Annotated in this window: 19 protein-coding genes; 8 read left to right on the top strand and 11 right to left on the bottom strand. The window is 43.7% G+C overall.

The genetic code is table 11. From position 1 onward, the window contains the following. Nucleotides 1–104 precede the first annotated feature (104 nt). Together mce and A8O23_RS16615 are read left to right on the top strand one after the other, a co-directional pair. Nucleotides 105–506 (top strand): methylmalonyl-CoA epimerase, encoded by a 402-nt coding sequence (mce, locus tag A8O23_RS16620; RefSeq protein ID WP_066623590.1) that lies wholly within the window; start codon nt 105–107, stop codon nt 504–506. Nucleotides 507–1,158: 652 nt separating this feature from the next. Beyond that, nucleotides 1,159–2,583, top strand: a complete 1,425-nt coding sequence (locus A8O23_RS16615; RefSeq protein WP_066623586.1) for a CCA tRNA nucleotidyltransferase — start codon at nt 1,159–1,161, stop codon at nt 2,581–2,583. Nucleotides 2,584–2,667: 84 nt separating this feature from the next. Here the strand turns inward: A8O23_RS16615 and A8O23_RS16610 are convergent, their stop codons facing one another. The 3 genes from A8O23_RS16610 to A8O23_RS16600 all read right to left on the bottom strand — a co-directional run bounded on the left by A8O23_RS16610 (nt 2,668) and on the right by A8O23_RS16600 (nt 6,698). Further along, entirely contained in the window at nt 2,668–3,561 is an 894-nt protein-coding gene (locus A8O23_RS16610; RefSeq protein WP_066623584.1) for a hypothetical protein, read from the bottom strand. Nucleotides 3,562–3,879: 318 nt separating this feature from the next. Further along, the gene (locus tag A8O23_RS16605) at nt 3,880–6,357 is read right to left on the bottom strand and encodes a PspC domain-containing protein (RefSeq protein ID WP_066623580.1); all 2,478 of its coding nucleotides are present in this window, start codon (nt 6,355–6,357) and stop codon (nt 3,880–3,882) included. A gap of 2 nt (nt 6,358–6,359) precedes the next feature. After that, nucleotides 6,360–6,698, bottom strand: coding sequence for a PadR family transcriptional regulator (locus A8O23_RS16600; RefSeq protein ID WP_066623577.1), 339 nt, complete (start codon nt 6,696–6,698; stop codon nt 6,360–6,362). A 424-nt stretch (nt 6,699–7,122) separates the two neighbouring features. Here A8O23_RS16600 and A8O23_RS16595 point away from each other — a divergent pair, with 424 nt between their 5' ends. The 3 genes from A8O23_RS16595 (at nt 7,123) to A8O23_RS16585 (ending at nt 14,607) form a co-directional block, all read left to right on the top strand. After that, nucleotides 7,123–8,202, top strand: coding sequence for a putative type IX sorting system protein PorV2 (locus A8O23_RS16595; RefSeq protein WP_066623575.1), 1,080 nt, complete (start codon nt 7,123–7,125; stop codon nt 8,200–8,202). A gap of 17 nt (nt 8,203–8,219) precedes the next feature. Then, a complete protein-coding gene (gene porU2, locus A8O23_RS16590; protein ID WP_066623571.1) occupies nt 8,220–13,202 on the top strand; it encodes a putative type IX secretion system sortase PorU2 in 4,983 nt (1,660 codons plus the stop codon). Between the two features lie 313 nt (nt 13,203–13,515). Then, complete coding sequence (locus A8O23_RS16585; protein ID WP_161486759.1) at nt 13,516–14,607, top strand: acyltransferase family protein; 1,092 nt, start codon at nt 13,516–13,518, stop codon at nt 14,605–14,607. Between the two features lie 85 nt (nt 14,608–14,692). Here the strand turns inward: A8O23_RS16585 and A8O23_RS16580 are convergent, their stop codons facing one another. The 3 genes from A8O23_RS16580 to A8O23_RS16570 are packed head-to-tail and all read right to left on the bottom strand — an operon-like array spanning nt 14,693 to nt 17,380. After that, nucleotides 14,693–15,199, bottom strand: coding sequence for a dihydrofolate reductase (locus tag A8O23_RS16580; protein WP_066623567.1), 507 nt, complete (start codon nt 15,197–15,199; stop codon nt 14,693–14,695). Next, on the bottom strand, nt 15,196–16,137 hold the full coding sequence (gene fmt, locus A8O23_RS16575) for a methionyl-tRNA formyltransferase (protein ID WP_066623565.1): 942 nt from the start codon (nt 16,135–16,137) through the stop codon (nt 15,196–15,198). The genes A8O23_RS16580 and fmt overlap by 4 nt, the downstream gene beginning before the upstream one ends. Before the next feature lies 1 nt (nt 16,138). Beyond that, nucleotides 16,139–17,380, bottom strand: a complete 1,242-nt coding sequence (locus A8O23_RS16570; RefSeq protein ID WP_074988415.1) for an exo-beta-N-acetylmuramidase NamZ family protein — start codon at nt 17,378–17,380, stop codon at nt 16,139–16,141. A 53-nt stretch (nt 17,381–17,433) separates the two neighbouring features. Between A8O23_RS16570 and A8O23_RS16565 the strand changes: the two genes are divergently transcribed. Continuing rightward, entirely contained in the window at nt 17,434–18,648 is a 1,215-nt protein-coding gene (locus A8O23_RS16565) for an ABC transporter permease (protein WP_066623563.1), read from the top strand. A 52-nt stretch (nt 18,649–18,700) separates the two neighbouring features. Here the strand turns inward: A8O23_RS16565 and A8O23_RS16560 are convergent, their stop codons facing one another. Genes A8O23_RS16560 through A8O23_RS16550 form a run of 3 tightly spaced genes read right to left on the bottom strand, consistent with a single transcriptional unit; the run spans nt 18,701 to nt 21,460 of the window. Then, nucleotides 18,701–19,546: a mechanosensitive ion channel family protein gene (locus A8O23_RS16560; RefSeq protein ID WP_066623560.1), complete on the bottom strand. Its 846-nt coding sequence runs from the start codon at nt 19,544–19,546 to the stop codon at nt 18,701–18,703. A gap of 32 nt (nt 19,547–19,578) precedes the next feature. Then, nucleotides 19,579–20,760, bottom strand: coding sequence for a hypothetical protein (locus A8O23_RS16555; protein WP_066623558.1), 1,182 nt, complete (start codon nt 20,758–20,760; stop codon nt 19,579–19,581). A 1-nt stretch (nt 20,761) separates the two neighbouring features. Further along, the gene (locus tag A8O23_RS16550) at nt 20,762–21,460 is read right to left on the bottom strand and encodes a peptidoglycan DD-metalloendopeptidase family protein (RefSeq protein ID WP_066623557.1); all 699 of its coding nucleotides are present in this window, start codon (nt 21,458–21,460) and stop codon (nt 20,762–20,764) included. A gap of 178 nt (nt 21,461–21,638) precedes the next feature. On the opposite strand from A8O23_RS16550, the gene A8O23_RS16545 reads away from it, so the two are divergent. Both A8O23_RS16545 and A8O23_RS16540 read left to right on the top strand, forming a co-directional pair. Next, a complete protein-coding gene (locus A8O23_RS16545) occupies nt 21,639–22,718 on the top strand; it encodes a ferredoxin--NADP reductase (protein WP_066623555.1) in 1,080 nt (359 codons plus the stop codon). An 18-nt stretch (nt 22,719–22,736) separates the two neighbouring features. Further along, nucleotides 22,737–24,470 carry a M3 family oligoendopeptidase gene (locus A8O23_RS16540; RefSeq protein WP_066623553.1) on the top strand — a complete coding sequence of 578 codons (1,734 nt, stop codon included), beginning with the start codon at nt 22,737–22,739 and terminating at the stop codon, nt 24,468–24,470. Nucleotides 24,471–24,648: 178 nt separating this feature from the next. Here A8O23_RS16540 and A8O23_RS16535 read toward each other — a convergent pair whose 3' ends face one another. Continuing rightward, a complete protein-coding gene (locus A8O23_RS16535) occupies nt 24,649–25,284 on the bottom strand; it encodes a hypothetical protein (protein WP_153042257.1) in 636 nt (211 codons plus the stop codon). 3 nt (nt 25,285–25,287) lie between these two features. Then, nucleotides 25,288–25,770 (bottom strand): 1,2-phenylacetyl-CoA epoxidase subunit PaaD, encoded by a 483-nt coding sequence (gene paaD / locus A8O23_RS16530; RefSeq protein ID WP_066623549.1) that lies wholly within the window; start codon nt 25,768–25,770, stop codon nt 25,288–25,290. Nucleotides 25,771–25,883 lie beyond the last annotated feature (113 nt).

Here is a 25,883-nt window from a genome sequence, read left to right as displayed (position 1 = left end):
TCAGTGTTTTACTTATCTAAAAAACAGAATTCTCTGTCAGTTAGTTTGATGTTGGCGCAAAAATACATAAAAAAGATCACTTAGAATATCTTTAAATAACCAGTATGCATGTAGAACATATCGGCATTGCCGTGAAAAATTGTCAAGACGCAAACCAATTGTTTGAAAAATTATTAGGTGTAGAGCCTTATAAAGCAGAAAAAGTGGAAAGTGAAGCCGTAAATACTTCCTTTTTCTCAGTAGGCAACACCAAAATTGAGCTTTTAGAGGCTACTGCCGAGCATAGCGCCATAGCTAAGTTTATAGAGAAGAAAGGGGAGGGCATTCACCATATAGCCTTTGAGGTAGAAGACATTCACGCTGAAATGGAGCGCCTTAGAAGCCAAGGGTTCCAGCTGTTAAATGAGGCTCCCAAACGCGGCGCCGACAACAAATTGGTATGTTTCGTGCACCCCAAAACCGCTAACGGAGTGCTGGTAGAGCTGTGTCAGGAGATACGAGAATAGCTGTTATAGTGCGTTTTAGGCTTGTTTTTGGTAAAGTAGGCCTAAAACATTAGTGGCACAGACCCTCGCAGGTCCTTCGGAAGCATCAAGGTCTGTGGAGTAAATGGTTGTTGTGGAGGAGAGGGAATCAGGTCTGGTTTTGTTGAGAAGTGTCTCTGCTAGATTTTGCTTTACTCTGTACTTTCCTAAAGTATACTAGGTGAAGTAAAGGTGCTAAATAGGGTAATTGGCAGTAGCGGTATCTACTGCGGCTCATTCTTGTAGCAGTTACTCTTGCTTCTTCAACTGCAGCCCCTCATCCTAGCCTTCTCCCTCGGGGAGAAGGAATAGTCTTTTACTTCTTCAGGCTGTTCTTAAAAAATTAAGCTGGTTGCTTTCGCAAAGAAGTCCGCTCAAAAGACCTCGCAGTGTTTCCCAAACTTGCTAGTGTCTGTGACATTAGCCGGTCAATGCAATTATCCTTTCCTGTTTTTGGCCTACTTTCTTAAAAACAGGCCGAAAACGCAAGAGAGAACTTTCCCTCTCCATAGAAGACAGCTGGGGGGCATGTTCATTTGCCAAAGCCTACCTGTTCCGCTACCTTTGCAGACTATGCAAGCGCATCGTCATTTGGCGGAGCTGCTTCTAATAGAGAGCTAAGACACGTTTGCCCATGACTACCCCAGACATAACGCTTCCAGATCATCCTGTTTTTGCCGTTGTGGCCAGTGCCGCCAAAGAATTGAATACAGAAGCGTACGTGATTGGTGGATTCGTGCGGGACCTGGTGCTGAAGCGACCTTCCAAAGACATAGACGTGGTCTGCATTGGCAACGGCATTGAGCTGGCGCAGCGGGTGGCAGACAAATTGCCCAATAAGCCTAAAGTAGCGGTGTTCAAAAACTTCGGTACGGCCATGTTGCGCACCGATGATGGTTGGGAAGTGGAGTTTGTAGGGGCGCGGAAAGAGTCATATCGTGCGGAGAGCCGCAAGCCGGAGGTGGAGCAGGGAACGTTGGAAGACGACCTGAACCGCCGTGACTTTACCATCAACGCCATGGGTATCAGCCTGAACCAAGGCAGTTATGGACAGCTAATTGATCGGTTTGACGGGTTGAAAGACATCCGCCGTAAAAACATCAAAACGCCGCTGGAGCCAGGCATCACCTTTTCTGATGACCCCTTGCGCATGATGCGTGCCATTCGGTTTGCCAGCCAATTGGATTTCGACATAGACCCAGACACATTTGATGCCATTGGTGAAAACAAGGAGCGGATAAAAATTGTGTCGCAGGAGCGGATAACGGATGAACTGAACAAAATAGTCTTGTCTAAAACTCCGTCTTATGGCTTCAAGCTACTGTTTCAGACGGGACTTTTGCACCTCATCTTCCCGAAGATGGTAAAGCTGCACGGGGTGGATACCATCAACAAAAACTCTCATAAAGATAACTTTTACCATACCCTGCAGGTGCTGGATAATGTGGCGCAGGTGTCTGATGACCTTTGGCTCCGTTGGGCCGCCATTCTGCACGACATTGCCAAACCCGAAACGAAGCGCTATAATGAGAAAGTTGGCTGGACCTTTCATGGCCACGAGGACAAAGGTGCGCGGCAGGTTCCCAAAATTTTTGCCGATTTGCGCTTGCCCCTAAACGAGCACATGAAACAGGTACAGAAGTTAGTACGCTTGCACCTAAGGCCAATTGCGCTGGTAAAAGAAACAGTAACAGACTCAGCCATACGGCGTCTTCTCTTTGAAGCCGGCGATGATATAGACCTGCTTATGCAACTCTGCAAGGCAGACATCACCTCTAAAAACCACGATAAAGTAAAGCGTTACCTGCAGAACTTTGAGCGGGTTGAGCAAAAATTGAAGGAGGTGGAAGAGAAAGATCAGTTACGGAGGTTCCAACCAGTTATAACCGGTGACTTGATCATGAAAACTTTCGGCATCTCGCCGTCAAAAGAAGTGGGTATTCTGAAGAATGCTATCACTGAAGCTATTCTGGAAGGCGAAATAAGGAATGAGTATGACGAAGCTTTTGCTTACCTGCTGGTGCAGGGAAAAAAGCTAGGGCTTACTCCAGTGGCCTAACTTTTTAAAGCCTTACAAAGGTAACAAGTGATAGTATCTGCGTTTTGTGCCTGTTTTCCGCAAAACAGGCACAAAACGCAGATACTATTTTTTCGTCTGAGGTGTGCTTATTCCTAAGGCACATTGCAGCGCATCTGCCTGCATTGGTACGTGGTTCCGGCCTACCACCGCCAGAACGTGTTCGCCCTTGAGCACGGCAGCAGAAAGGAGCCTGTACATATGAAGGTTCCGGTGCTCGCTGTTCAAGCGGTTGATCTCATTCGTGAATTTTCCTCCGGTTTTCTGACCGTCTCCTAGAGGGTCAAACCAAGCAGCAGGGACCTCTTGCCAGTTGGCAGGCGAGGCCCAATATTTGCCGAATGCCTCCTGCAATGCCGGAACATCTGGTATTACTTTCTCATAGCCTCTGATGACGGTGTTCACTTTGACAAGTAATTGTGCCACGGCCTCTGTCAGTTGCTCTCCCTTCAGTCCCTTTCGGTCTCTTAACCGGCTGGCCTCCCTTAAGACAAAAAACAATTTGACCTGCTCTGGGGTGAATTTTCCTGAAGCTACCAGCTGGTCTATCTCTTGTTGAGGAGACATTTCTAGGGACTGCGTCTTAACCCCGTTGGCCTTTGCTAAATAGCGAACAAAACCTGATTCACCCAATTTCTGTATGGTTTCTGTCTCAGAGGCGGCAGTGCCGCGGTCAGGGCCTTCAAAAAATACCAGCGTGGGTTTCTGCTGGTTCCACGCTTCTTTTATCTGGGTAAATTGCTGATGTGTAGGGTCTGTGGAATGGAAAGCGCCTATATACTGCAAGCTTCCTGAGTTCTGGCTTTTCAGGAAAAGGCTCCACTGAGTCTGAGCAGTCTCTTTCCAGTCTTTATAAGTCTTAAGTTTTGTCTCACAACTTGAAGGTGTGTTTTGGGCAAACGAATGGTTTGCCAGCAAAAGGAAAGTCACTAGAAGTGTGTTTGCTGAAGAAAATTTCATAGTTAGATGGATAGAAGATTCAAATAAATGATGGCGCTGTAGAAGGAACTAAGGGCTGTCAGAAAAAAAAGTGAATCCCAAAAAAGGAGTAAAGGAGAGGTGAAGAAGCAGAGAGGGAAAATAAGGACCGGGTCTGTCAGTGGAAAACTGATGTAGTTAAACCGGTCCTCAATAGTTAACCGAAGGTGGAAGAAAGGAGGACTTTGCCAAAGGCGCGTCCTCCTTGTACAAAAACCTCGCTTCGAAATCCGTAAAAAGCGGGCTCTTGAAATTTTGTGCTTTAGCCTTATTTCTGGAAAACAAGGCTAAAGTAGCCACTTATCTTCGGCGGTTTATGCTAGAGCCGCCAGACTGATCCATATCTACTTGCTGCACCGCGCCCACATATTCAATTGAGCTGGCTCCGCTGGCTTCGGCCCGTAAGTGTTCTTTTACGTTTACCACTGCACTGCTGGCGCCGCTTAGGTCAACGAAAGCACGTTGTGCCTGCATTTTATCGGCTATGATCTCGCTGGCGCCGCTGCCGTCTACATTCAGATCATCAGCGTGGCCTTTCATGGTAACTTTTGCGGCACCGCTTAAATCAACTTCTAAACGACTGGTACTAATGCTAATGGCTACTTCGCTGGCACCAGACTGCTTTAGCTGGAACTGGTCTGGCGCGAAACCAGAAATCTCAGCTTTTGCGGCACCACTAATGTCTACCAGTCTCAAGTCTGGGGTTTCTACCTCAATAAGTACTGGGCGAGAATTGTTGCCCCACAGCTTGAATAAATCATTGTCGCGCTTCACTTTTAGAACTCCATTCTGAACCCGCACCTGCAGTTTGTCCAGCTCTTTTTCAGAACCGGTTACTCTCACGTTGTGGCGTGGTGAGTACCGAATACGCAAGTGATAGCCTCCGCCGGCTTCTACTTCGTTAAATTCACGAACTTTGTAGATCTTTGAGATGCCGGAGTATTCATCTTTCAAAATGGCCAAGTCATCATCTAAGGCTGCAGCGGTACGAGCGCCAGATGGTCTGGCGGTGGAATCCACCACGCTGCAGGTGAGGCATACCAAACGACCATCCTTGATCTGCCAAGTATTGGTTTCCAGGTCTTCAGAGTAATACTCCCCATTGGTGACGTCATGGCTGAAATGGTTTGCGAAACCGCTGGAGAACTGAAGCATTTTGCCCTCCGGTACCAATACTTTCACATTCAAGTCCTGATCACGGAAAATGGCATTCTCGTTGAAAGTGAAGGCATCATCAAAACGCAGGGTGGAATCCTGCTGATTCACCTTGTAAGAAACCATTCTGGCGTTTTTGATAGCGTCTGCTTCGTTTAAGCCTCGGGCAGTAAATGTTTTGATGATCTTGATTTCATTGCCAGTGTAGCCTTCCAGCTCTAAGTTCATACGGTGGCCGTAGTCATGTGAAGACTCACGTACATTGAACATAATGGTGTTGGTGTTTGCGGGGAAAGTCTGCTCAGTTGTATACTCACCGGTTTCTTGGAAGTAGCGTGTGGTAAGGGTAATGCCAGAAATAAGAGCCACTACCGCTATTAACCAAATACCTAACATTGACCACCCCACTGTTGGCCGTAATAAATAGCGCCGGGCCAGTAACCCAATGCCTAACAAGAAGAGCAGAATAGCCGGTATAATTCCAACAAAAAAGCCTGCCCACACTAGCCAAGAAGGTATGGCGTTAAAGAAAGCCGAAGCCGGAATCTCTCCTAACTGTACAAATTCAGGTTGATTGATGATTCCTAAGCCAACGGTTAAGACAACCATAAAACTCACCATCAACACCCCGGCAAAGACCATCATGAGTAAGCCGGCCAGCACACGTGCCATGGTAATCAGAAAGGCTAGGAAGGGGTTAAGTATTTTAGATAATACCTGAATAATCTGTGACACTAAGCGTACCGGAAACAAAAGGACTTTAGCCAAGGTGCTCTCTTGTCCGTTGGCGTCTCTCATGTTCAGGTTGTTTTTAACAGATTCTTCAATGCTTGAGAGCGTGACGGGGTTTCCCTGCATTTGCACCCGCTCGGTTATAGACTTAGCCTCGGGTACTGCAATCCACAGTACCACATAGGCAAGTAACCCTATTCCAAAAAAGAATAACAGCAGGAAAAGCAACCGAATAATGGCAACGTCAGCGCCGAAGTAAATAGCTATACCGCTGGCCACACCGCCTAACTTCTTATCAACTGGGTCTCGGAAAAGCTTGCGCACCGGAATTTCAGGTAAGACTTCGCTTTTGGGCAAGGCAATCCAGCAGACGATGTACAGGAGCACGCCAAACCCTGAAATTCCGCCAGAGAAAGGCATTCCTATCACCAGGAACACAAAAGCCAGTCTTATCCAGAGCGGGTCTGTTTGCAGGTAGTTGGCTATTCCGGCCGCTACGCCAGCCAGAACTTTCCGGTTCACGTCGCGGTAAAGGCGCTTCTGCTCAGAAGATTCTGCCGTAAAAGGTGGCGGCGTTGAGTTATGAGTGCTTCCTGAAGCAGTTGGCTCTGCCTCTTCAGGCTCAACTACCAATTCAAAATCGGCCACGGTACCCATTTGGGCGATTAGGGCCTGCACATCTTCACGGGTGATCACCTGCTTGGCAGGGTTCAATCTGGAGAAAAAGATCTCCGCGATGCGTGATTCGATGTCGGCCACTATTTCTTCGTGTCCCTCATAAGACGAGAAGTACGCCTTTACGGCGGCAAGGTACTGGCTAAGCATCTCGTAGCCATCTTCCTCCACGTGGAAGATCATGCCTTGCAAGTTGACACTTATATTCTTTTTCATGACTAATTGGATTTCTTGCGGTTGATGATGAAGGTGGTGGAATCGACCAGTTCTTGCCAGGTCAGGCGAAGCTGTTCCAGAAACTCGGTGCCGGAGGCGGTGAGTTTGTAATACTTGCGGGGCGGCCCCGAGGTAGATTCTACCCAGGAGTAGTCTAAAAGTCCGGCGTTCTTCAGTCTGGTCAGCAGTGGGTAGAGCGTCCCCTCCACTACTATCATCTTGGCGGCTGTCAATTCCTCTAGCATATCAGAGGCATAGACTTCACCGCGGGCTATGATTTCCAGAATGCAGTACTCCAGAATCCCTTTCCGCATCTGCACTTGTGTGTTTTCTACTTTCATGGTCTGTGAGTCTGAATTATTGATGCAAAGATATTGTAAGGTACTATGTAAAACAAGGTACTGTTAAAATTTATTTTTTGTTGCAGTATTTTCTAGATTGAGCTGACTTCAATTGTAATTTCTTTGGCTTTATTTGGAACTAAACTTTTTGCCAATGCCTTAGCATTGCAGCAGAATTCCGTTTGGGAGCTGTTTTAGAGAAAATAGGCTTAAAACATATTGTGCCAGAATATTTTATGAGCTAGTGTTGGTGATTTGAGAAGTGAAAAGAGCCTGTGGTATTGAGATTTAGGCTTAAGTACTTCATTAGATTATATTAAATTTTATAATTGTAATGTTTATAGAATTGACTATACTGATATTTAGAAGAAGCCTTTTATCTTTACATCATAATTACGGATTATAATTTCGTTACAAGTACATTATGTTTAAACGATTATCTATTCTCTTGGCCCTAAGCATCTTTTGCCTGGGCTTGACTGAAAGTAATGCCCAAGAAGTTTCTGCGCCAAAATACAGCAATGAGTTTATGAACATTGGTATTGGGGCTAGAGCATTAGGCATGGGCGGAGTACAGTCAGCCATTGTGCGCGATGCCACTGCCGGTTACTGGAACCCTGCGGGTTTGGTGGGCTTGAAAAATAAACACAATGCCTCATACATGCACTCAGAACTCTTCGCTGGAATTATCAAAAACGATTTTGGGTCATATGCCGCAAAGTTAGATTCCAGCAGCGCGCTTTCTTTTTCGGTTATTAGAGTTGGGGTAGATGATATTGCTGATACCAGACGCCTCCAAAACGAATATGGAGCTATACAATATGACAGTATAGAGTTTTTCTCAGTAGCCGATTATGCTTTTCTGGCTTCTTACGCCCGGCAGAGCAATTTAATTAAAGGCTTGACTTTGGGTGCTAATGCAAAAATTATTTACCGTAACGTAGGTGATTTTGCCAATGCCTGGGGATTTGGAATTGATGCTGGTGCCCAATTGCGTCGCGGTAACTGGCAATTCGGGTTGATGGCCCGTGACATTACCACCACTTTTACTGCCTGGAAACTTAATGCTGAAGAGCTAGAAGATACTTACCTTCAGGAAGAGACTTCCTTCAACACCAACAGTATTGAAATAACCCTACCCCGACTTGTGTTAGGTGTAGGGCGTTCTTTCCAAATGGGTCAGAAGTTTTCTGCCTTAGTGGCCACTGATTTAGATGTCACTTTTGACGGGAAAAGAAATACCTTGATTTCCTCCAAGTTTGCTTCAATTGATCCACGAGTTGGGGTAGAATTTGGCTACGCCAATTCTGTTTTTCTGCGTGGGGGCTTGAACAACCTTCAACAGTTTGAAGACTTTAGTGGTGAGAAAAGCTGGAAAGTGCAGCCTAATTTTGGCATTGGCGTTGCCGCCCATGGCTTGATGCTGGACTTAGCACTTTCAAAAGTGTCTGATAATTCCCAGATGTCTTCTGTAATAGTTTCCGTTGCCTATAGTTTTGATTGATTTTGAGTACGAGTTTTATGAAGACAACTATTTATCCTAGCAAAATTTACTTCTTGGCCTTGCTTTTACTGACTGTTCTGTTCGGTAAAGCGCAGCAATCATTTGGCCAGCAGTTTATTTACGGAAATGAGTGGATAAACTACAACCAGAAGTATTACAAGATCAAAGTACCTGCCACAGGTATTTATCGTCTTGATCATGGTTATTTGCAGGCAGCCGGTATTTCAGGAGTAGATCCTAGAAACTTTCAGCTTTACCGCAGAGGTAAGGAAGTTTCTATTCATGTTTCTGGTGAGGCAGACGGTTCTTTTGACACAGGTGATTTTATCGAGTTTTATGGAGAGCATAATGATGGTGCCTTAGATCGTGAATTATATAAGAATCCAGATGCAGATCATATTAATACATACTATAGCTTATATACTGACACTGCGGCCTACTTCTTAACTTGGTCTGCTGCTCCAGGCAAGAGGATGGATACTTATGCACAAGATCCGGCTAGTTTAAATCCAGAGCCTTGGCACTGGCAAGAAAACTTCTTTTTTGACAATGGCTTGTACTCTAGAGGAAGAAGGTTCGGAGAGAATTATATGTCATGGATGGACGCGGGTGAAGGGTTCACAGGAGGATTAACCGCTGGTTGGACTTTTACCCTACCGAATATGGTTACTAATCCCCATGCTGGTGGCCCCTCGCCAAAGTTAGAGGTAGCCATTTTTGGAGTAGGTGACGCGAATGATGTTGACGTATTTATTAAACCTCCTACAGGCGCAGAAAGATTAGTGGGTACCATTCAACTTGCTGATCATGAATCTAAAAAACAAGTTTTCACTATAGCTCACACTGACTTTGCTAGTGATGGGAGATTGATTGTACGGGTAACTGCTCGGAAATCAACTAATGGATATAGAGCTTTTTATTTTAAAACTATCTATCCTCAGCGTAATGTTATTTCCACTAATAAATTGCCATTTGTCAATGCTTCGCCTTCGCCTTCGCCTTTATCCTATTTGTTTGAAGGAAGTACTGCAGCAAATGCCATTGCTTATGATATTACATCAGTTGACAATATTAAACGCATTCAGGGTACGGTAAATGGAGCGCACAAAGGATTTGTTTTTCCTCCCTCTTTTTCTAAAGCAATTTTATGGTCAGGAGCCAATTTGGTGCCACCTGCTGCACATGAAGTGAAGTTCAGGAATTTGGCTGGTAATAAAGCCAATTATCTGATTATTTCACATAAGGTATTGATGCAACCTACTTCATCGTCTACTAACCCAATAAAGGATTATGCCTCTTATAGAGCCTCAGGTGTTGGAGGAGGATATGACACTTTAGTGATGGATGTAGATTTGATTTACAATCAGTTCTTCTTCGGTGACAAATCTGCAGCAGCCTTACGAAGATATATGAAGTATATGATGGCAAACGGCAAGCCAGAATACCTGCTTCTATTGGGTAAAGGTTTAGAGGCGGATAATGTTAATGTAAGAAAAAATCCGAATTCATTAGCTTACAAAGACTTAGTTCCAACTGGCGGTACTCCTGGTTCAGATATTTTCTTTACTGCTGATTGGGAGAAAGGCAATTATGCCCCTAAAGTAGCTACCGGAAGGGTGCCTGCCAATACTGCCGCAGAAGTATTAGCCTATCTTGATAAGGTAAAAACACATGAGGCGCTGCCCCAGAATTTGGATTGGCGTAAAAACATTCTACACCTAATAGGTAGCCATGGAAGTGAGCAGAATACTATTTTGTCTTACATGAGGAGCTATGAACGTATCATTGAAGACAAATGGTTGGGTGCTAATGTTAAATCCGTCATAAGAAGTTCTACCGGGGGCTTAGAGACAGTAAATATTGCAAGGGAACTAAATAATGGATTGTCTTTGATAACCTTCTTTGGACACAGTTCTGGAACAGTTTCTGATTTAGATATTGGTAGGGTTTCAGATGTAGTAAATGGGTACAATAATGAAAATAAGTACCCTATGCTTCTTATGAACGGATGTAATGCGGGTAATATTTTTACTACACAACGTTCCTTTGGCGAAGACTGGCTTCTAACACCTAATAAAGGAACCATAGGGTTTTTAGCACATGTCAGTTATGGATATCCGTCACTGATGAATGTGTATTCGTCTAATTTTTATACTACCGCTTTCGCTAATGAAGAATATCTCTTAAAACCAATAGGTATTCAGCATAAAAGAGCAATTGAACTTACAGAGCAGAAAGTAAAGGGGGATAATGCTATTGCCATGAACATGCAAATGATTTTGCAGGCAGATCCGGCCTTACATGTAATTGCTCCTGATAAAGCAGATTACACTGTAACCGATGGTGGTTTAAGCTTGCACTCATTAGATGGGTCAACAAAAGTTACCGCCAACTCGGAAAAATTTCTGTTGAAGGTAGACGTAAGGAATCTTGGCAAAGTAAATGATAAACCGTTTCAAATATCTGTAACCCGTAAACTGGAGAATGGTACTTCTATAGAATATGATCCACAGGAAGTACAGGCAGTTTATTACAGAGACACTGTTGAACTTGAATTAGAAGCTAAAACCACCAACGGCTTTGGGGTTAATGTATTTGAAGTAAAACTAGACCCGAATAATGACATTGAGGAGCTAGAAGAAAATAATAATACAGCTACATTAGAATATTTCTTCTCTAAAAGCGGAGTTTTGGCCATTGGTCCTAAGGAATATTCAATTATAAGCGAAAATAAAGTGAAGCTAATTGGGCATTCCACTGATTTGTTGGTTGGCCGGCGGGGCTATTACTTTGAAATAGATACTGTTTATACTTTTAATAGCCCTTGGAAGAAGATAAATGTTGTACAGGCTGATTTGATGCCTGAGTGGGAGGTAACCCTTCCTGAAAGTGGGGTGTACTTCTGGAGGCTTAGATATGAAACGGCAGCAGCAGGTGAGGAATTGGTGTGGGCTAGCAGCTCCTTCCGATACATACCAAACAGTCAACCAGGATGGTCGCAAAAAGGAATTGGTCAATTACAGAAGGCTGTTAAGCAAAGTTTGATTGATGATCCTGAGAAGGAAGAGCTTTCTTTCTCACCCATGTACAGGATCTTTGAGTTGAAAGGTGTTGGAGGCGGCGGCACCTTTGGTTATCCTCCGTATGGAATTTTCTTAGATAACTTTAAAACTATTGAGGCAGATTGTGCTGGGCGTAGTGCAAATTTCATGGCTATTGTCTTGAACGATAAGACACTAGAACCATTTCTTGGTATGCCAGCCGGTTTAGGAAGAATTTGTGGGACAGAACCAAAATTTGTATACCATTTTGGAAATCTAACAACCGCAGCTGATAGAACTAAGTTGGAAGAGTTTTTGAGAGCTATTCCAGAAGGTTATCATGTTGCTATGCTAAGTATGTACAATGTACCTTTCACTACTTTCCCAGAAAGTTTGAAAGAGGCCTTTAGAAACATAGGATCTTCTTTGATAGATAAACTTAAAACAGGTGAGCCGTTTGCTATTGTTGGTCGTAAGGGCTCTGTGCCTGGAACTGCAGTTGAAGTAGGCCCCTCTGATACTGACCCAACGCCCGCAAACTTGCAGACCATAAGTATGGAGAAAGAGGTCATTTCTAAAGTGGGGCAAGGCACATTGACTTCTTCTCTTATAGGTCCCGCAAATAAATGGCAATCCTTACAACTTCAATTAGATTTAGAAGATTCAGACTCATATCAATTAGATATTGTTGGCGTGAATAATAATCAAGAGGAGATTGTGCTTTGGAGAGATGTCAAAGCTACTGATTTTGATATTTCTAGTGTAAATGCAACAACTTTTCCTTATCTAAAATTAAAATTAATCTTAAAAGATGAAGTGCAACGTTCAGCACCTAAGTTAAATTATTGGACGGTACTGTTTGAGGGAGTACCAGAAGGATTGATGCGTCCAGATTTGGTAGGCTTAGATAAGTATCAATTAGAGACTCTTTCTGAACAGGCAACAAACGGACAATTAAATTTACAATTTGCTTTCCATAACATTAGCAGCAATAGTTTTAATGACTCTTTGACTGTTGAGGCTGTGGTATTTTTAGAAAATGGGGGCAAAGAGCAAAAATCGTTTAAGGTAAAACCTTTGCAAAAGGAGGAGCTTTTATATTTCACTCATGCATTCTCTACTTTAAAGATGAAGGGGAATAATAGGTTACGGGTAACGGTAAATCCTAGAGGAATTCCAGAGACATTACCGGAGCAGAATTACCTTAATAATGTGCTGGAGGTCCCTTTTACCGTTGGGCAATATGTAGGAATGCCTCCGACCTTGGATATTGTTTTTGATGGAAACAGGATTCTTGATGGTGATATAGTGTCTCCTAGGCCTGTGATTAACATGGTGTTAAAGGATAATACAAATAAGATTCCTATTACAGATCCAGCCTCTGTAAAAGTATATTTGAAGAAAGAAGGAGGTGATTTCGAGGAAATAAATGTGAGCAGTGATTCAAGAGTAAAATGGTTTCCTGCTGATGATAAAAACGACTTCCGCGTCGAGTATCAGCCACAATTAGAAGACGGAGAATATACTTTAGAAGTGCAGGGTGAGGATGCTTTGGGACAAAGAGCTGGTACCGAGCGTTTCAGTATCAACTTTAAGGTGATCAACGAGTCAAGCATTACAAACTTCTATCCATACCCGAATCCTTTTTCCTCTAAAACTAGATTTGTGTTTACTTTGACTGGTACCACTGTTCCAGAGAATATGAGGCTCCAAATTATGACTGTTACAGGAAAAGTGATTAGAGAAATTCAGAAACAGGAATTAGGTCCTATTAAAATAGGTAATAATGTGACTGAATTTGCTTGGGATGGTACAGACGAATTTGGGGATAGATTAGCCAATGGTGTTTACTTATACCGAGTGATAATGGATAATGGTCAGGATGAAATGAAGCATAGATCAACAAAAGGAGATAAAGCTTTCCAAAAGGAATATGGCAAAGTTTATATTCTGAGATAAGTTGTCTAATTGTGCGTCTTATGACGTTGAAATAGAAAAAGGCTACAAATACTTGTAGCCTTTTTCTATTTCAACGTCATTTGTAATGCAGCTAGATTATAGTAGATGATAGAGGAAATATTCCTTCAAAGCAAGTTTCAGAGTTACTATAAGAGATAAATCTTGATGCTTAATATTCAATATTTCAAAGGTGAAGGTAAAAAGGGGGGAGAGTTTAGTTGCCAATTTTTGCAGATTATAAACTAAAAATGAATTTAAATTAACATGGATCACAGCTTAACGTGATTTTGTGACTATGGACTACCTAAACAAGATGAGGTCTTTTGTAGGAAATAAAGAAGAGGGCCCTCGGGTACATTCTTTAGACTATCTACGAGGAATGATGGCTTTTATGATCATGATCTATCATTACCTTATTTGGGTATCAGATCTTTATGGAGCTGAGACTTTTTTTGGTAGAATAGGAGTTTATGGGGTTTCTATCTTCTATATTATAAGCGGTATGACTCTCTGTTTAGTTTATAAGAATAGCTTGTCTTTCACATCGTCATCCATTAGTTCTTTTTTTATCAGGCGTTTTTTTAGAATTTATCCTTTGCTTTGGGTTAGTATGCTATTAACCTTACTGCTAGATGCAAGAAGTGTTTACTCCAACTCTCATCTGTTTTTAAGTTTAACAGGACTTTTTGGTTTTGTTGATCCAACTAAATACATAGGCTTAGTAACATGGTCTATTGGAAATGAGTTAGTGTTCTATAGCTTATTCCCGCTGCTTATAATTTTGTTTAAAAAAAATAGGCCACTCTTTTTTACCTTAACCACTAGTCTTGTTCTCGTAAATTTTTACTATACTTTTTTTGTATTTGATGCCTTGTCTACACTGCATGTTCAATGGGGGGAGTACGTGAATCCTTTGAATCATATAATGTTGTTCGTTTTTGGAGTTTTTATGGGATTAAGCACCTTGAAGAACAATGCTGTGATAAGTAATGGAACTCTAAAGTTATTTTTATTGCTTGGTGTGATAGGTTTATTTTTTTATCCAGTGTCTGGAGATTTGATAAAGATAATTCAAGGTTGGGAAAGAATATTTCTTGTTATCTGTTCTTGTATTATCTGTTTTACTGTATATAATGTGCCATGGAAATTGCCTAATTGGGTACACCTTCCATTGTCAAATATAGGTAAGGTGTCATATTCAATTTACTTATTGCACCCTATATGTTTTATGCTTCTTATTAAACTGAACAATGCGGGTCTGAATTTGAAAATCAGATATTTATTTGTGCTATATGTAATTATGGCTTTTGGGGTAAGTAATTTGTTTTATTATTTCTTTGAGAGGCCTTTCGTAGGGGTTGGAAGGAGATTAACGGATAGAAAGGTGAAAGTGCTCGAAAAATAGATATTCTCACTAAAAAGTAATTAAATTATCAAATACTTCATAGGTTAGAAAATTCAAAGCGATAACTATACAAGCTCGATTGAACCTAATTTTGGCTAAAACCCACCCTCCTACGGAAAGTTAAGAATGTATAAGGATATGCATGCCGTTCATCGGCTGGGTGTTCTTCTTGTTCTGTTACTTCCCATGTGTCAGGGTCTAGGTCAGGGAAAAATACATCACCGTCAAAGGACTCATGCACCAGTGTCAGGTACACTACTTCTGCATAAGGAAGGGTTTGACGATAGACCTCGCCTCCACCCACAACCATTACATGCTCATCTATAGCCAAACCAGTTTTCAACGCATCTTCAATGGATCCAACTACTATACATCCGCCAGGTGCTTTGTAGTCAGGCTGACTAGAGATGATAACTGAGGTACGACCAGGCAGTGGCTTACCAATTGCCTCAAACGTTTTACGGCCCATTACCATAGGGTGACCCATGGTAAGGCGTTTAAAGTGTTTTAAGTCTTCGGGCAAATGCCAGATAAGCTGATTGTCTTTTCCTATTACTCTGTTCTCTGCTATAGCTACTACTAAGGCTATCATTGGGAATTCTGAAAATTAAATCCTCTTAAAAACTCCTGCACACCCATACGCTTTTTTCCTTCCATTTGAAGTTCCTCAATTGAGTAGGTGGTGCCTTCTCCGCAGTTTAGGTGAAGATAAGTTTTATTATCGGTGGAGTAGGTGCCAGATTCTTTACCTAATGTTGTTTCTGATGCATGGCCTTTAAAAATTTTGAAGGTTTTGCCATCTAAAACCAGCCATGCCGCTGGGTAAGGCGACAATCCTCTAACAAAATTATGGACTTGGTCAGCCGTCTGATGGGTGTTTATCTCGCAGGTCTGTTTGAATATTTTTGGTGCCGTTTTAAGCGGTTCCTCGAGTTGCGGTTGCGGGAAAGGCTGGGTACGTTCTTCTACAATAGCATTAACTGTGTCAACAAGCAACTCAGCGCCGGCATGTTTCAGCTTCTCATAGAGCGTACCAAAATTATCATCGTGGTCAATGACTACCTTTTTTTGCAGAATAATATCACCCGTATCTATTTCATGCTGAAGAAAGAAGGAGGTTACGCCAGTTTCTTTGTCTCCATTGATGATAGCCCAATTGATAGGGGCCGCTCCTCTGTAATGGGGCAGGAGTGAGGCATGAATGTTTAAAGAACCTAATGGCGGCATGTTCCATACGGCTTCAGGAAGCATTCTGAAGGCCACAATTACCTGAAGGGTGGCATTAAAGCTTCTTAACTCTTCCTGAAAAACCGGATCTTTAAGATTAGTGGGTTGTAATACTGATAGGTTGTGCTGTAAGGCTACTTCTTTCACAGGAGAGTGCACTAGCTTCAGGCCTCTGCCAGAAGGCTTGTCAGGCGCAGTAATGACGGCTACTACTTTATAGCTGTTGTGCAGCAGAGCTTCTAGCGCGGGCACGGCAAAATCAGGTGTGCCCATAAAAATGATCCGAAGGTCTTCTTTCTGCATTTTACTTAGATTCTGGGTAAAGGAGATACTGCTGGCGCATTTTTTTGTAGGCATTCAAGCCAGGCTGCCAAGAGGCAACAATTTCTTTTTCTGTCATGCCGGCCATTACCTGCTTCTGTAGCTTATCTGTACCAGCCAGACTTTTGAAGAAGTTGTTGAAGAACTTCTCACCTTGCCCAGAAGCTTTATAATATTCCAGCAGGTACTTTAAAGTGAAAGGTTCTTCTAATTCTATATTGCGCAAATCATGCCCGTAGCAGACCTGCCCTTTATAGGGCGGATCCATAGACATACCAGGTATGGGTTTTGGGGTAAAAGAAAACGACTTGTCAGGGTAATAAGGAGCACCAATTACTTGAAACGGCATTAAAGTGCCTCGGCCCTGGCTTACGGTTGTTCCTTCAAACAGACAAAGGAAAGGGTACAGTTTAATGCTTTGGTCGTTAGGCAAGTTTGGTGAAGGCTTGATGGGCAAAGAGTAAAACATGCTGTGGTCATAATTCTTTACCGGAATAATCTTCACTTCTGCCTGCACACCATTATTTAACCACTTTTCTCCGTTAATCATTTTTGCGTATTCACCTAGCGTGAGGCCGTGGGCAATGGGAATAGTATTCATGCCAACGAACGACTTTAACTCTGGTTCCAGCATAGGGCCGTCAATCAGGTAGCCAATGGGGTTTGGCCTGTCAAGAAGCAGCATAGGTTTATTTTGTTCTGCGCATGCTTCCATTACATAATGCATGGTACTGCTATAGGTGTAGAACCTTACCCCCACATCCTGAATGTCAAAAAGCATGACATCTACGTCTTTCATCATCTCCGGAGAGGGCTTCTTGTTTTTTCCGTACAGAGACAAAATGGGCAGACCTGTTTTTGAATCTACCGAATTGCTAATATGAGCACCAGCGTCGGCATCACCTCTAAAGCCATGTTCAGGCGCAAAAATCATAGTGATTTTAATACCTCGGCTTAGTAGCGTATCTACCAAATGTGTTTTGCCAATGGTGGAGGTCTGATTTACAACCATGCCCACGCGCTTACCTTGCAGATACGGTATATACAACTCTGTCTGTTCTGCACCCGTTAGCAGGGGAGCAACCTGTGGTGTGGACTGAGCAGATGCATTTGAGGTGATGGAGGAAGTAGCTGTTAGGTTAGTAGTAACCGGCGCCACTCCAGAAGGTTTACAAGCGGCAAGTGTGATGCACAGCACAGCCGAGCGGAGGAAGGTTGATAACATAGATTAAAATTAAGAACAGATAATAACTTATCTTTAAGCACAAAATTGAAGCAGTGAACCTTTCCAGATACATTGCCAGCCGCTTGGCTGGAGCCCGTTCAGACTCATTTACGGCATCGGTCACAAAAATAGCAAAGTTCAGCGTAGGTCTGGGCATTGCTATCATGATTGTGTCTTTTGCCATACTGGAAGGATTCCGTCATGAGATTCAGTCAAAGATCTTCAGCTTTGGCGGACACCTTCAAATAAGCAAATTTGACACCAACAATTCATTTGAAGGGTACCCTATGGGCACCACTACTGGCTTAGAAAAATATGGCTCTATACCAGGTGTGGCAAAGTTGCAACCTTTCGCCCGTAAAACAGCCATCATCAAAACAGATGAGGAAGTATTAGGTGTAGTACTGAAGGGAGTAGATTCTACCTATGATTTTAGGGGAATGGAACGTAATCTTACTTCCGGGGCTGTCATGGAATTTTCTGATTCGGCGGCCTCCAACCAAATTATGATGAGCCAGCTTATGGCTGACAAATTAAGATTGGCCGTAGGCGATAGGGTTATGTTTTATTTTATACAGAACCCGCCCCGCATGCGCCGTTTTGAGGTGGCTGGTATCTTTAAAACTGGCCTTGAGGAGTTTGATAACGTGTACGTAATGGGTGATTTGCAGCAGATCAGAGATTTGAACCAGTGGCCAGACACCTTGGTGGGCGGGTTTGAAATTTTGCTCAAAGACTTCAACCAAATAGACACAGTAGCTAACCAGGTTTTTGATAAAATGAATTATGATCTACAGCTGGAAAAGATCACGGATACTTATGCGCAGCTTTTTGATTGGCTGGAGTTGCTGAAAAGGAACGTCATTATTTTTCTGATCTTGATCATGTTCGTAGCCACGTTCAATATGGTTTCTACGCTGTTTATCATGATTTTGGAACGCACTAACATGATAGGAGCCTTAAAAGCCATGGGAGCCACGAATGGGCAGATCCGCAGTATTTTCCTGCACCGTGGGTTGCGTCTGACGATTGAAGGACTGATAGGAGGAAATTTGTTGGCCTTGTTTTTCTGTGCTGTACAAGACTACTTTCATTTGATTCCGTTAGATCCCGAGAATTATTACATGGAAACCGTTCCGATCTACTGGAGTTGGAAGATCTGGGTAGGTATCAATGCGCTGACCTTAATACTCACCATGATTTCAGTCATGCTCCCCACACTCCTGATTTCCAGAATCAGTCCAGTGAAATCAATTAAGTTTGACTGAGTGAAAAATTAGTGTATTAGGACTGTATTTTTAAAATCAGCCCTAATACACTTTATTGCTGCGGCGTGCTTGTATAAGGAGATGAACCAGAGGTTGTTCTTATTTCCTGACGAGTGTATGGCAGGGTAACTTTCTCCGCTACCAATCTGTCTTTCGCCTTTTCAACAAGTGATTCAAACAGTGGCCAGTAGTTTGGTCTTTCACACCAAGCCCGAAGGTAAAGAGTAACCGATTGCTCGTTTAACATGCTAATACCAGCAGTTGGGGCTGGTTCTTTCATCACTCTTGGGTCTGCCAAAGCAGTTTCTAACAATATGTTTTTTACCTGCGCCAGATTGTTTCCATAGTCTACTGTAAACGCCATGTCAACGCGCCGGGTTTGTTGGGCATCGTAATTAATAATTACCGCTGAAGCCAATGGGCCGTTCGGAAAGTAAATGTGCTTGTTGTCACCGGTACGAATAACGGTGTTGAAAATATTGATAACACTCACTGTGCCTTTCTGCCCCTGTGTTTCTATAAAGTCGCCTACTTTAAAAGGCTTAACAGTAAGTAGTAACACACCACCCGCAAAGTTTGAGAGGCTACCCTGCAACGCCAAACCAATGGCCAAACCAGCAGAACCGAGCAGTGCGATAAATGAAGTTACCTCCAACCCCACCTGGCCTATTACCACAATTATGAGCAAAACCATTAACAGTACCTTCAACACGTTCCGAAGGAAGGGCCGCAAGGAGGGATCCATATTCCGCCGGGTCATCACATTGTAAACAAGGGTTGTGATGCGGTTAATGAGCCATAACCCTATGATTAGTATAAAAAGAGCTATTAGAATCCGGATGCCGTACAAGAGGGCAAAATCTTGAATGCGAGTAAAAATAAAGTCAGTGTCTAACATAGGAGGTGGGGTTAAGCTAATAGCAGTTGAGTTTACCCAAGAAGCAGTTCAAATAGATTTTTCTTGTATAAACCATGTGCCAGTGCCAATAAATAAATTATGCTAATTGGCACTTGTATTTTTTTTAATAGGATAATTCGTGATGAATCTGCAAGATACATATGCAGGGCTAACAGTAATAATAAACTAGCAGGGGCAAGTATTCTAAAGTCAAATACATCAAACTTCATTATAAAAAGTCTTAGTACAACAATAATTGACCAATAAATAAGTGCTGAAAGTGCTAAAAAAAGTGGTTTGGAATCTGACGAACGAACAGCAATAATGGTGCGCCATTCATTGATATTTTTCATTCTGTAGAAACTAATGCTTATAAGCAATACCTGAAAGAGGAGTAGCAGAAATGCTAATGGGTCAAAGGAAACAAAAGAAATTTTACGGATTAGTAAAAACTCATTCAACTGTGCTTGAAATAATTTAGTGAGTAGAAAGGAGACAGTCTCATCAGGTGACACTCTGGTAGCTCCTGAATAATGTCCTGTGTTCGCACTGATGAATGAAAAATATGCTACAATGCCCCCTGCAATCAGCAAACCAGCAAAGCACAAGTAGATTACCCTTTTATATTTTTTTTGAGTGATAGTCCAAATACCTAGAAGGGATATCAGGGCCAGTACAAAACCTCCAACGTAACGGTACAAGAAAACAAGGATGCCTGCACCTATTACCTTTACAATTCTCATAGTAGATGATCTCTGGTCTGTTGCTAGTTTATAAGCCTCTAAACAAAACCAAAGCAGACAAACCATGAAGCCACCCTCTGACCATGTATAGGAAAAATTCTCTAACATGGAGTTGGCGCAGAAGACTAGGGCAACCCAAGTGGCATGAGCGGGATAATTCTTTTTTATTATAAAAAATGCAAGCAACAGCCATAGCAAGTTTACAATTTTTGAGCACCACAGGAGTGAGAAGTCGGTAACAAAATGAACAAAAGCTATGGACAAGGGATAACCTGCTGGCCAAAGTGAAAAAAACTGCACTTCATCATTGTCCTCGTAATATAATGTTCCTTTATCAACTATCGATTGAGCAGCATTGATGTAATGAACAGAGTCTGGAGTTGTATACCCGTTTTTCTCTACAGCCACCCGCGCCACAATTACCAGACAAATGGCTACATATAAAAGGAGCAGCTTTACATTCTCACTCATATTACTGCAGCTTCTCTGAGTTTAGAACCAAATTTGGATCTAAGCAAATCTGTCGGTAAAAAGCTTCCTCAGAAGGCGCGCAGACACCTGGGAAATCGCCATGTTTGCCCAGCATGTCAGTCATCAGTTGGAAATGCAGATGCGGAGGCCAATCGCCGTTCTCTGGGTAAGGGCCCATGGTGGCTACCTGCTGTCCGGCCTCAAAAGACTTTCCTGCTTCCAAACCAGCCAAAGAGGCGCGACTCAGGTGACCATACAAAGTGTAAAACCGCTCACCCTCCAACTCGTGCTCAAGAATAATGGTGGGGCCGTAGTCGCCAAAGTTGTTGTTGTCTTGGAAACTGTGCACAGTACCTGCCAGAGGTGCGTAAATGGGCACGTGAGCCGGAGCCCAGATGTCTACTCCCAGATGAATAGACCTGGCTTCGGCTGCTCCATCAAAATGTTCGCTACGGCGGTAGATGACCCTATTTTCAAAATAACCCCCCACGCCTATAGTGGCATTCTGTTTTTGCAGCATCTGTTGCACAACTTCCTCAAAGGCTGGCGTGTCTTTCAGGTCAGCATGCAGCAGGGCAGGGTTACTGGCAGAAAAGTCCAGACGAGCTACATCTGGGGCATTCAAGTCTTGGTCTAAAATAGGTGCAAAAGAGGAAGCATTGGAGGCAAGTACCTGCGCTATTTTGGAGGCGTTTTTCATAAAAGAGGCCAAAAACAGAAATTCTAAAGGTAAGTCAGGAAAGCAATTTACAGTAAAAAGCTAACGCCCGATAGTTTTTTTTAGGTTGCGTACCGGCTGGAAACCTAAATATCGTAACTTTCCGGTTTAAAATCAGTTTAGACTAGATTAACTGCATCTGTTCTACTTACCCTAAACTATGAGCAACGCCTATTACAACATGAAGGTAGCGGACATTACGCAAGAAACAGCTGATGCTATCACCCTTCATTTAGAACATCCAGAGAAAAACAAAATATCATACATTCCAGGTCAGTTCTTGACCCTGATCATCCCGATAGACGGTAAAAAAGTACGCCGTTCTTACTCCCTTTGCAGCATTCCGGAAGACCCTTATTTCTCCGTTACCATTAAGCGGGTAGAGGGCGGATTGGTGTCTAACTACATTGCCGATAACGTGAAGGTAGGGCAGGAGATAGAGGTGATGGCCCCATTGGGGAACTTCAACGTGAAAGCCGATGCTAACCTGAAGCGTCACCTTTTCTTTTTTGGCGGTGGCAGCGGAATCACGCCGCTCATGTCCATGACGCAAAGCATACTGAAGCATGAGCCTCAGAGCCGAATTACCCTTATTTACGGTAACCGAGACCTGAACTGTGTCATCTTCAAAAATGCGTTGTCAAAACTGGAGAAGCAATATCCAGACCGCTTGAAGATCATTCATGTTTTCAACGAGGCCATAGCCGATGCAACGGAACCACAGGAGAATATTGGCCTGCTAGACCGCACCATGGTGCTGCAATTGCTGGAGAACCTGAAAGTGCCTGGTTACACGCAGGAAAGCTATTATATGTGCGGACCTGAGGGCATGATGAACGAAGTGCGTGATGCGCTGCAGTTTATGCGCGTGCCGTCTAGCCAAGTATTCAAAGAAAGCTTTACCGCCCCAACTACCGTTGAAGACCACGGCGCAGATGTGTCGGCCGAGGAATCTGACGAAATCATTACCCGTACCGTCACTATTATTTATGAAGGTGATGAATATCAGGTGGAGGTAAAGCCTGATGAAACCATTTTAGAGGCTGGCCTGAAGGCCGATATAGATTTACCTTATTCTTGCCAGGCTGGTTTATGTACCGCTTGCCGTGGCAAATGTTTGAGTGGCCGCGTGCATTTAGATGAGCGTGAAGGTCTCTCAGACTCTGAAATTGACCAAGGCTACGTATTAAACTGCGTTGGTCACCCGCTAACTGCCGATGTGGTGATTGAAATCGGCTAACCGTTTTTGACCTATTTTATGGAAAATACCCCCAAAACGTTGGCCTTGCCAAAAGCAAAGCCCCGGGCTTACCTTCCGGCAGATTTTGAGGTAAAGGACTGGGCTTCGTTAGAGCCAATATTTGAAGAGCTCAAGAACCGGCCCATCAACTCTCAGAAAGAGTTGGAGAAGTGGATCTCTGACCGGAGTGAGCTGGAAAGCGTTTTGTCAGAGAACCTGGCTTGGCGTTATATCCGGATGACCTGCGACACCCAGGATGAGGCACTAACAGAGGCGTTTCAGTTTTTCGTGACTGAAATTGAGCCCAAGGCCTCGCCTTATGATGATGCATTTAACCGGAAGTTGGTAGAGTCGCCGTACGTCGAGGGGTTAGATTCTGAACGATTCTTCATTTACCTGCGCGGCGTAAAGAGAGCCATTGAACTGTTCCGCGAGGAGAATATTCCGCTGCAGACTGAAATCAGTACAAAGCAGCAGCAATACGGAGCCATAGCCGGTGCCATGATGGTAACGTTAGACGGCGAGGAAATGACCCTGCAACGCGCCGCAGACCGACTGAAGAAAACAGACCGCGCCGTTAGGGAAGAGGCTTACCGCGCCATTCAGGAACGCCGCCTTCAGGACAAAGAAAAGCTTGACGAGCTGTTTACTGAGCTGATACAGTTGCGCCACCAAGTGGCCAAGAATGCCGGTTTCGATAACTTCAGAGACTATATGTTTGCTGCCTTGGGACGCTTTGACTATCGTCCGGAGGACACATTTGCATTCCATCAGGCTATCAGAGAAAAAGTTGTTCCTGTCATAAGCCAGATTGATCGAGAGCATAAGGAGTTACTGGGGGTAGACACGCTTCGCCCTTGGGATTTAGAAGTTGATCCTAGCCAGCTTCCTCCGCTTGAGCCTTTCCAAACGGGTGAGGAGTTGTTGGAGAAAACCATTGAATGCTTCTACCGCCTTGATTCTTTCTTAGGTGACTGTCTGGTGACTATGCGCGAAATGGGGCATTTAGACTTGGAAAGCCGCAAAGGGAAAGCTCCGGGCGGGTATAACTATCCGTTAGACGAAATTGGCGTTCCGTTCATTTTCATGAATGCAACTTCCTCGCTGCGTGATGTGGTGACCCTGCTGCACGAAGGCGGACATGCGGTTCATTCGTTCCTGACCAGAGACCTGCCGTTGAATTCATCTAAACATCCACCGTCAGAAGTGGCGGAGTTGGCTTCTATGTCTATGGAGCTGCTGACCCTTGATCATTGGGACATTTTCTTCTCTAACCAAGAAGATTTAGTGCGGGCGAAGCGGCAGCATTTGGAGGGGGTTTTGGAAACTTTTCCATGGGTAGCTACTATTGATAAATTTCAGCACTGGGTGTATGAAAACCCTGAACATACCGTTGAAGAAAGACACCAGAACTGGGTGCGTATTTTTGAGGAGTTCAACCTGCATGAGGTAGACTGGAGCGGATTAGAGCACCTGAAGCCGTACATCTGGCAGAAACAGCTGCACCTCTACGAAGTACCTTTCTACTACATTGAATACGCCATGGCTCAGCTAGGAGCCGTAGCTGTTTGGAAACGCTTCAAAGAGGAGCCTGCCTCAGCTCTTGAGGGGTATAAGAATGCTCTGAGCCTAGGCTACACCGCCACTATTGGCGAAATCTATGCCGCCGCCGGTATTCGGTTTGACTTCTCCAGCGAGTATATCCAGTCACTTGTAGATTTCATTAAAGATGAACTTGAGAAACTGAAATAGTAGAAATTGTTTTAGTTTCAGCTTATTAAAAGGGAAGAGCCGCCGAATTATAATTCGTCGGCTCTTCCCTTTTTGGCCTGTTTTTCGAAAACTAGCGTGAAAACGCATCTGTACTTTGATAGAGCCTTGAATACTTAAAAGCACCTTCAATGCTTCGCAAACTCTCTGCTTTAAAGGGCTATTCCTCCTCCACCGGCTCAACCTCATTCTTCTCTACCCACTGGAAAAGGGGAGCGGGCTGCAGTGTATCATAAGGTTTGCCTAGTTTAGGAAGGCGTTTGCGGTAACGGCGGAGCAGGGTGTTCATCTCCTTTGCCTTCATGTCATAGCGGGCCCGGTAGAAAACAACCTCATTATGGTGCTCTTTAATTTGATTTCGCAGTGAGTCAATCAAAGCGTTTCCGGTTTCTACTTCTGCAGGAGGCAGATAAGCCTGTAAAGCATTCCATACCGAGTCATGCGCGTGGTCATAGTAATCAATCATGTCTGAATCACGCATGGTGCGGCGGTCGTAGCGCAGGGTGGGCAGCCTACGGATTGCTTTTTGTAAATTAGCACGTTCTTGGGCAGAGATAGAATTAGGAGGAATGGAGCCTAACAGTTCTTCCATCTGCTGGGTTTTCATGCTATCGCTGGCAACCATGACCTGCCACTTACTGGAGAGGGTATCAGAAAGAGTAATAAGCTGTTTCTGTAGCTCCTGGTTAGAGATAGGGCGCGCCAATTTGCCTGACTTGCCTGAATCTTTGGAGCAACTCATGACACTTAACGCTACCAACAGCGCAAATGCGATAGAGTATATATTTTTCATCATGGTCTATAACGGCTTAAACTGTTCAAATAATTGCCGGCAATTAAGGCAGAAGTGCATAGAGCGGCAAAGCGTTGGCCCGAAGGGCGTGCGCATTTCAGTGTTTGTACTGTGGCAGTTGGGGCATTCGGCATACTCCAGAATATCCAGAACCAAAATACCTTGGTAAGGTTGCGGCGGGGCCAGACCAAATTCTTTCAATGCCTTGCGACCTTTTTCACTAATCTTGTTCGAATTCCAAGGCTCGCTGAAACTCATTTGCACCGTAAATGCCTGCACACCATGACGCTTTAAGCTTTGCTCTACTTCTGCCCGCATGTACTCCATGGCCGGACAACCTGCAAACGTAGGAGTCATGCGTACCGTTACAAACCCGTCTTCGGCCACCTCAATTCCAGTGATCACTCCCAAGTCATTCAGAGACAATACCGGAATCTCAGGGTCTTTCACCTCGTCTAAGAAATCACGGATATGTTCAGGAGTAAGCATGGGTGGTTTAGTTGTTTGAGCTTAATTTGTAGTGATTAGTGTGTTGAACTGATTTTTGGGAAGAATGTTGTGAATTCTAAATGGCGCAAGCGTCGCTTGTGTCCGCACGGACA

Origin of the sequence: Rufibacter roseus, assembly GCF_001647285.1 — a bacterium.
Lineage (GTDB): Bacteria > Bacteroidota > Bacteroidia > Cytophagales > Hymenobacteraceae > Nibribacter > Nibribacter roseus.
Note: the sequence above shows the minus strand (reverse complement) of the source record. Positions and strands in the feature narration are given on the sequence as shown.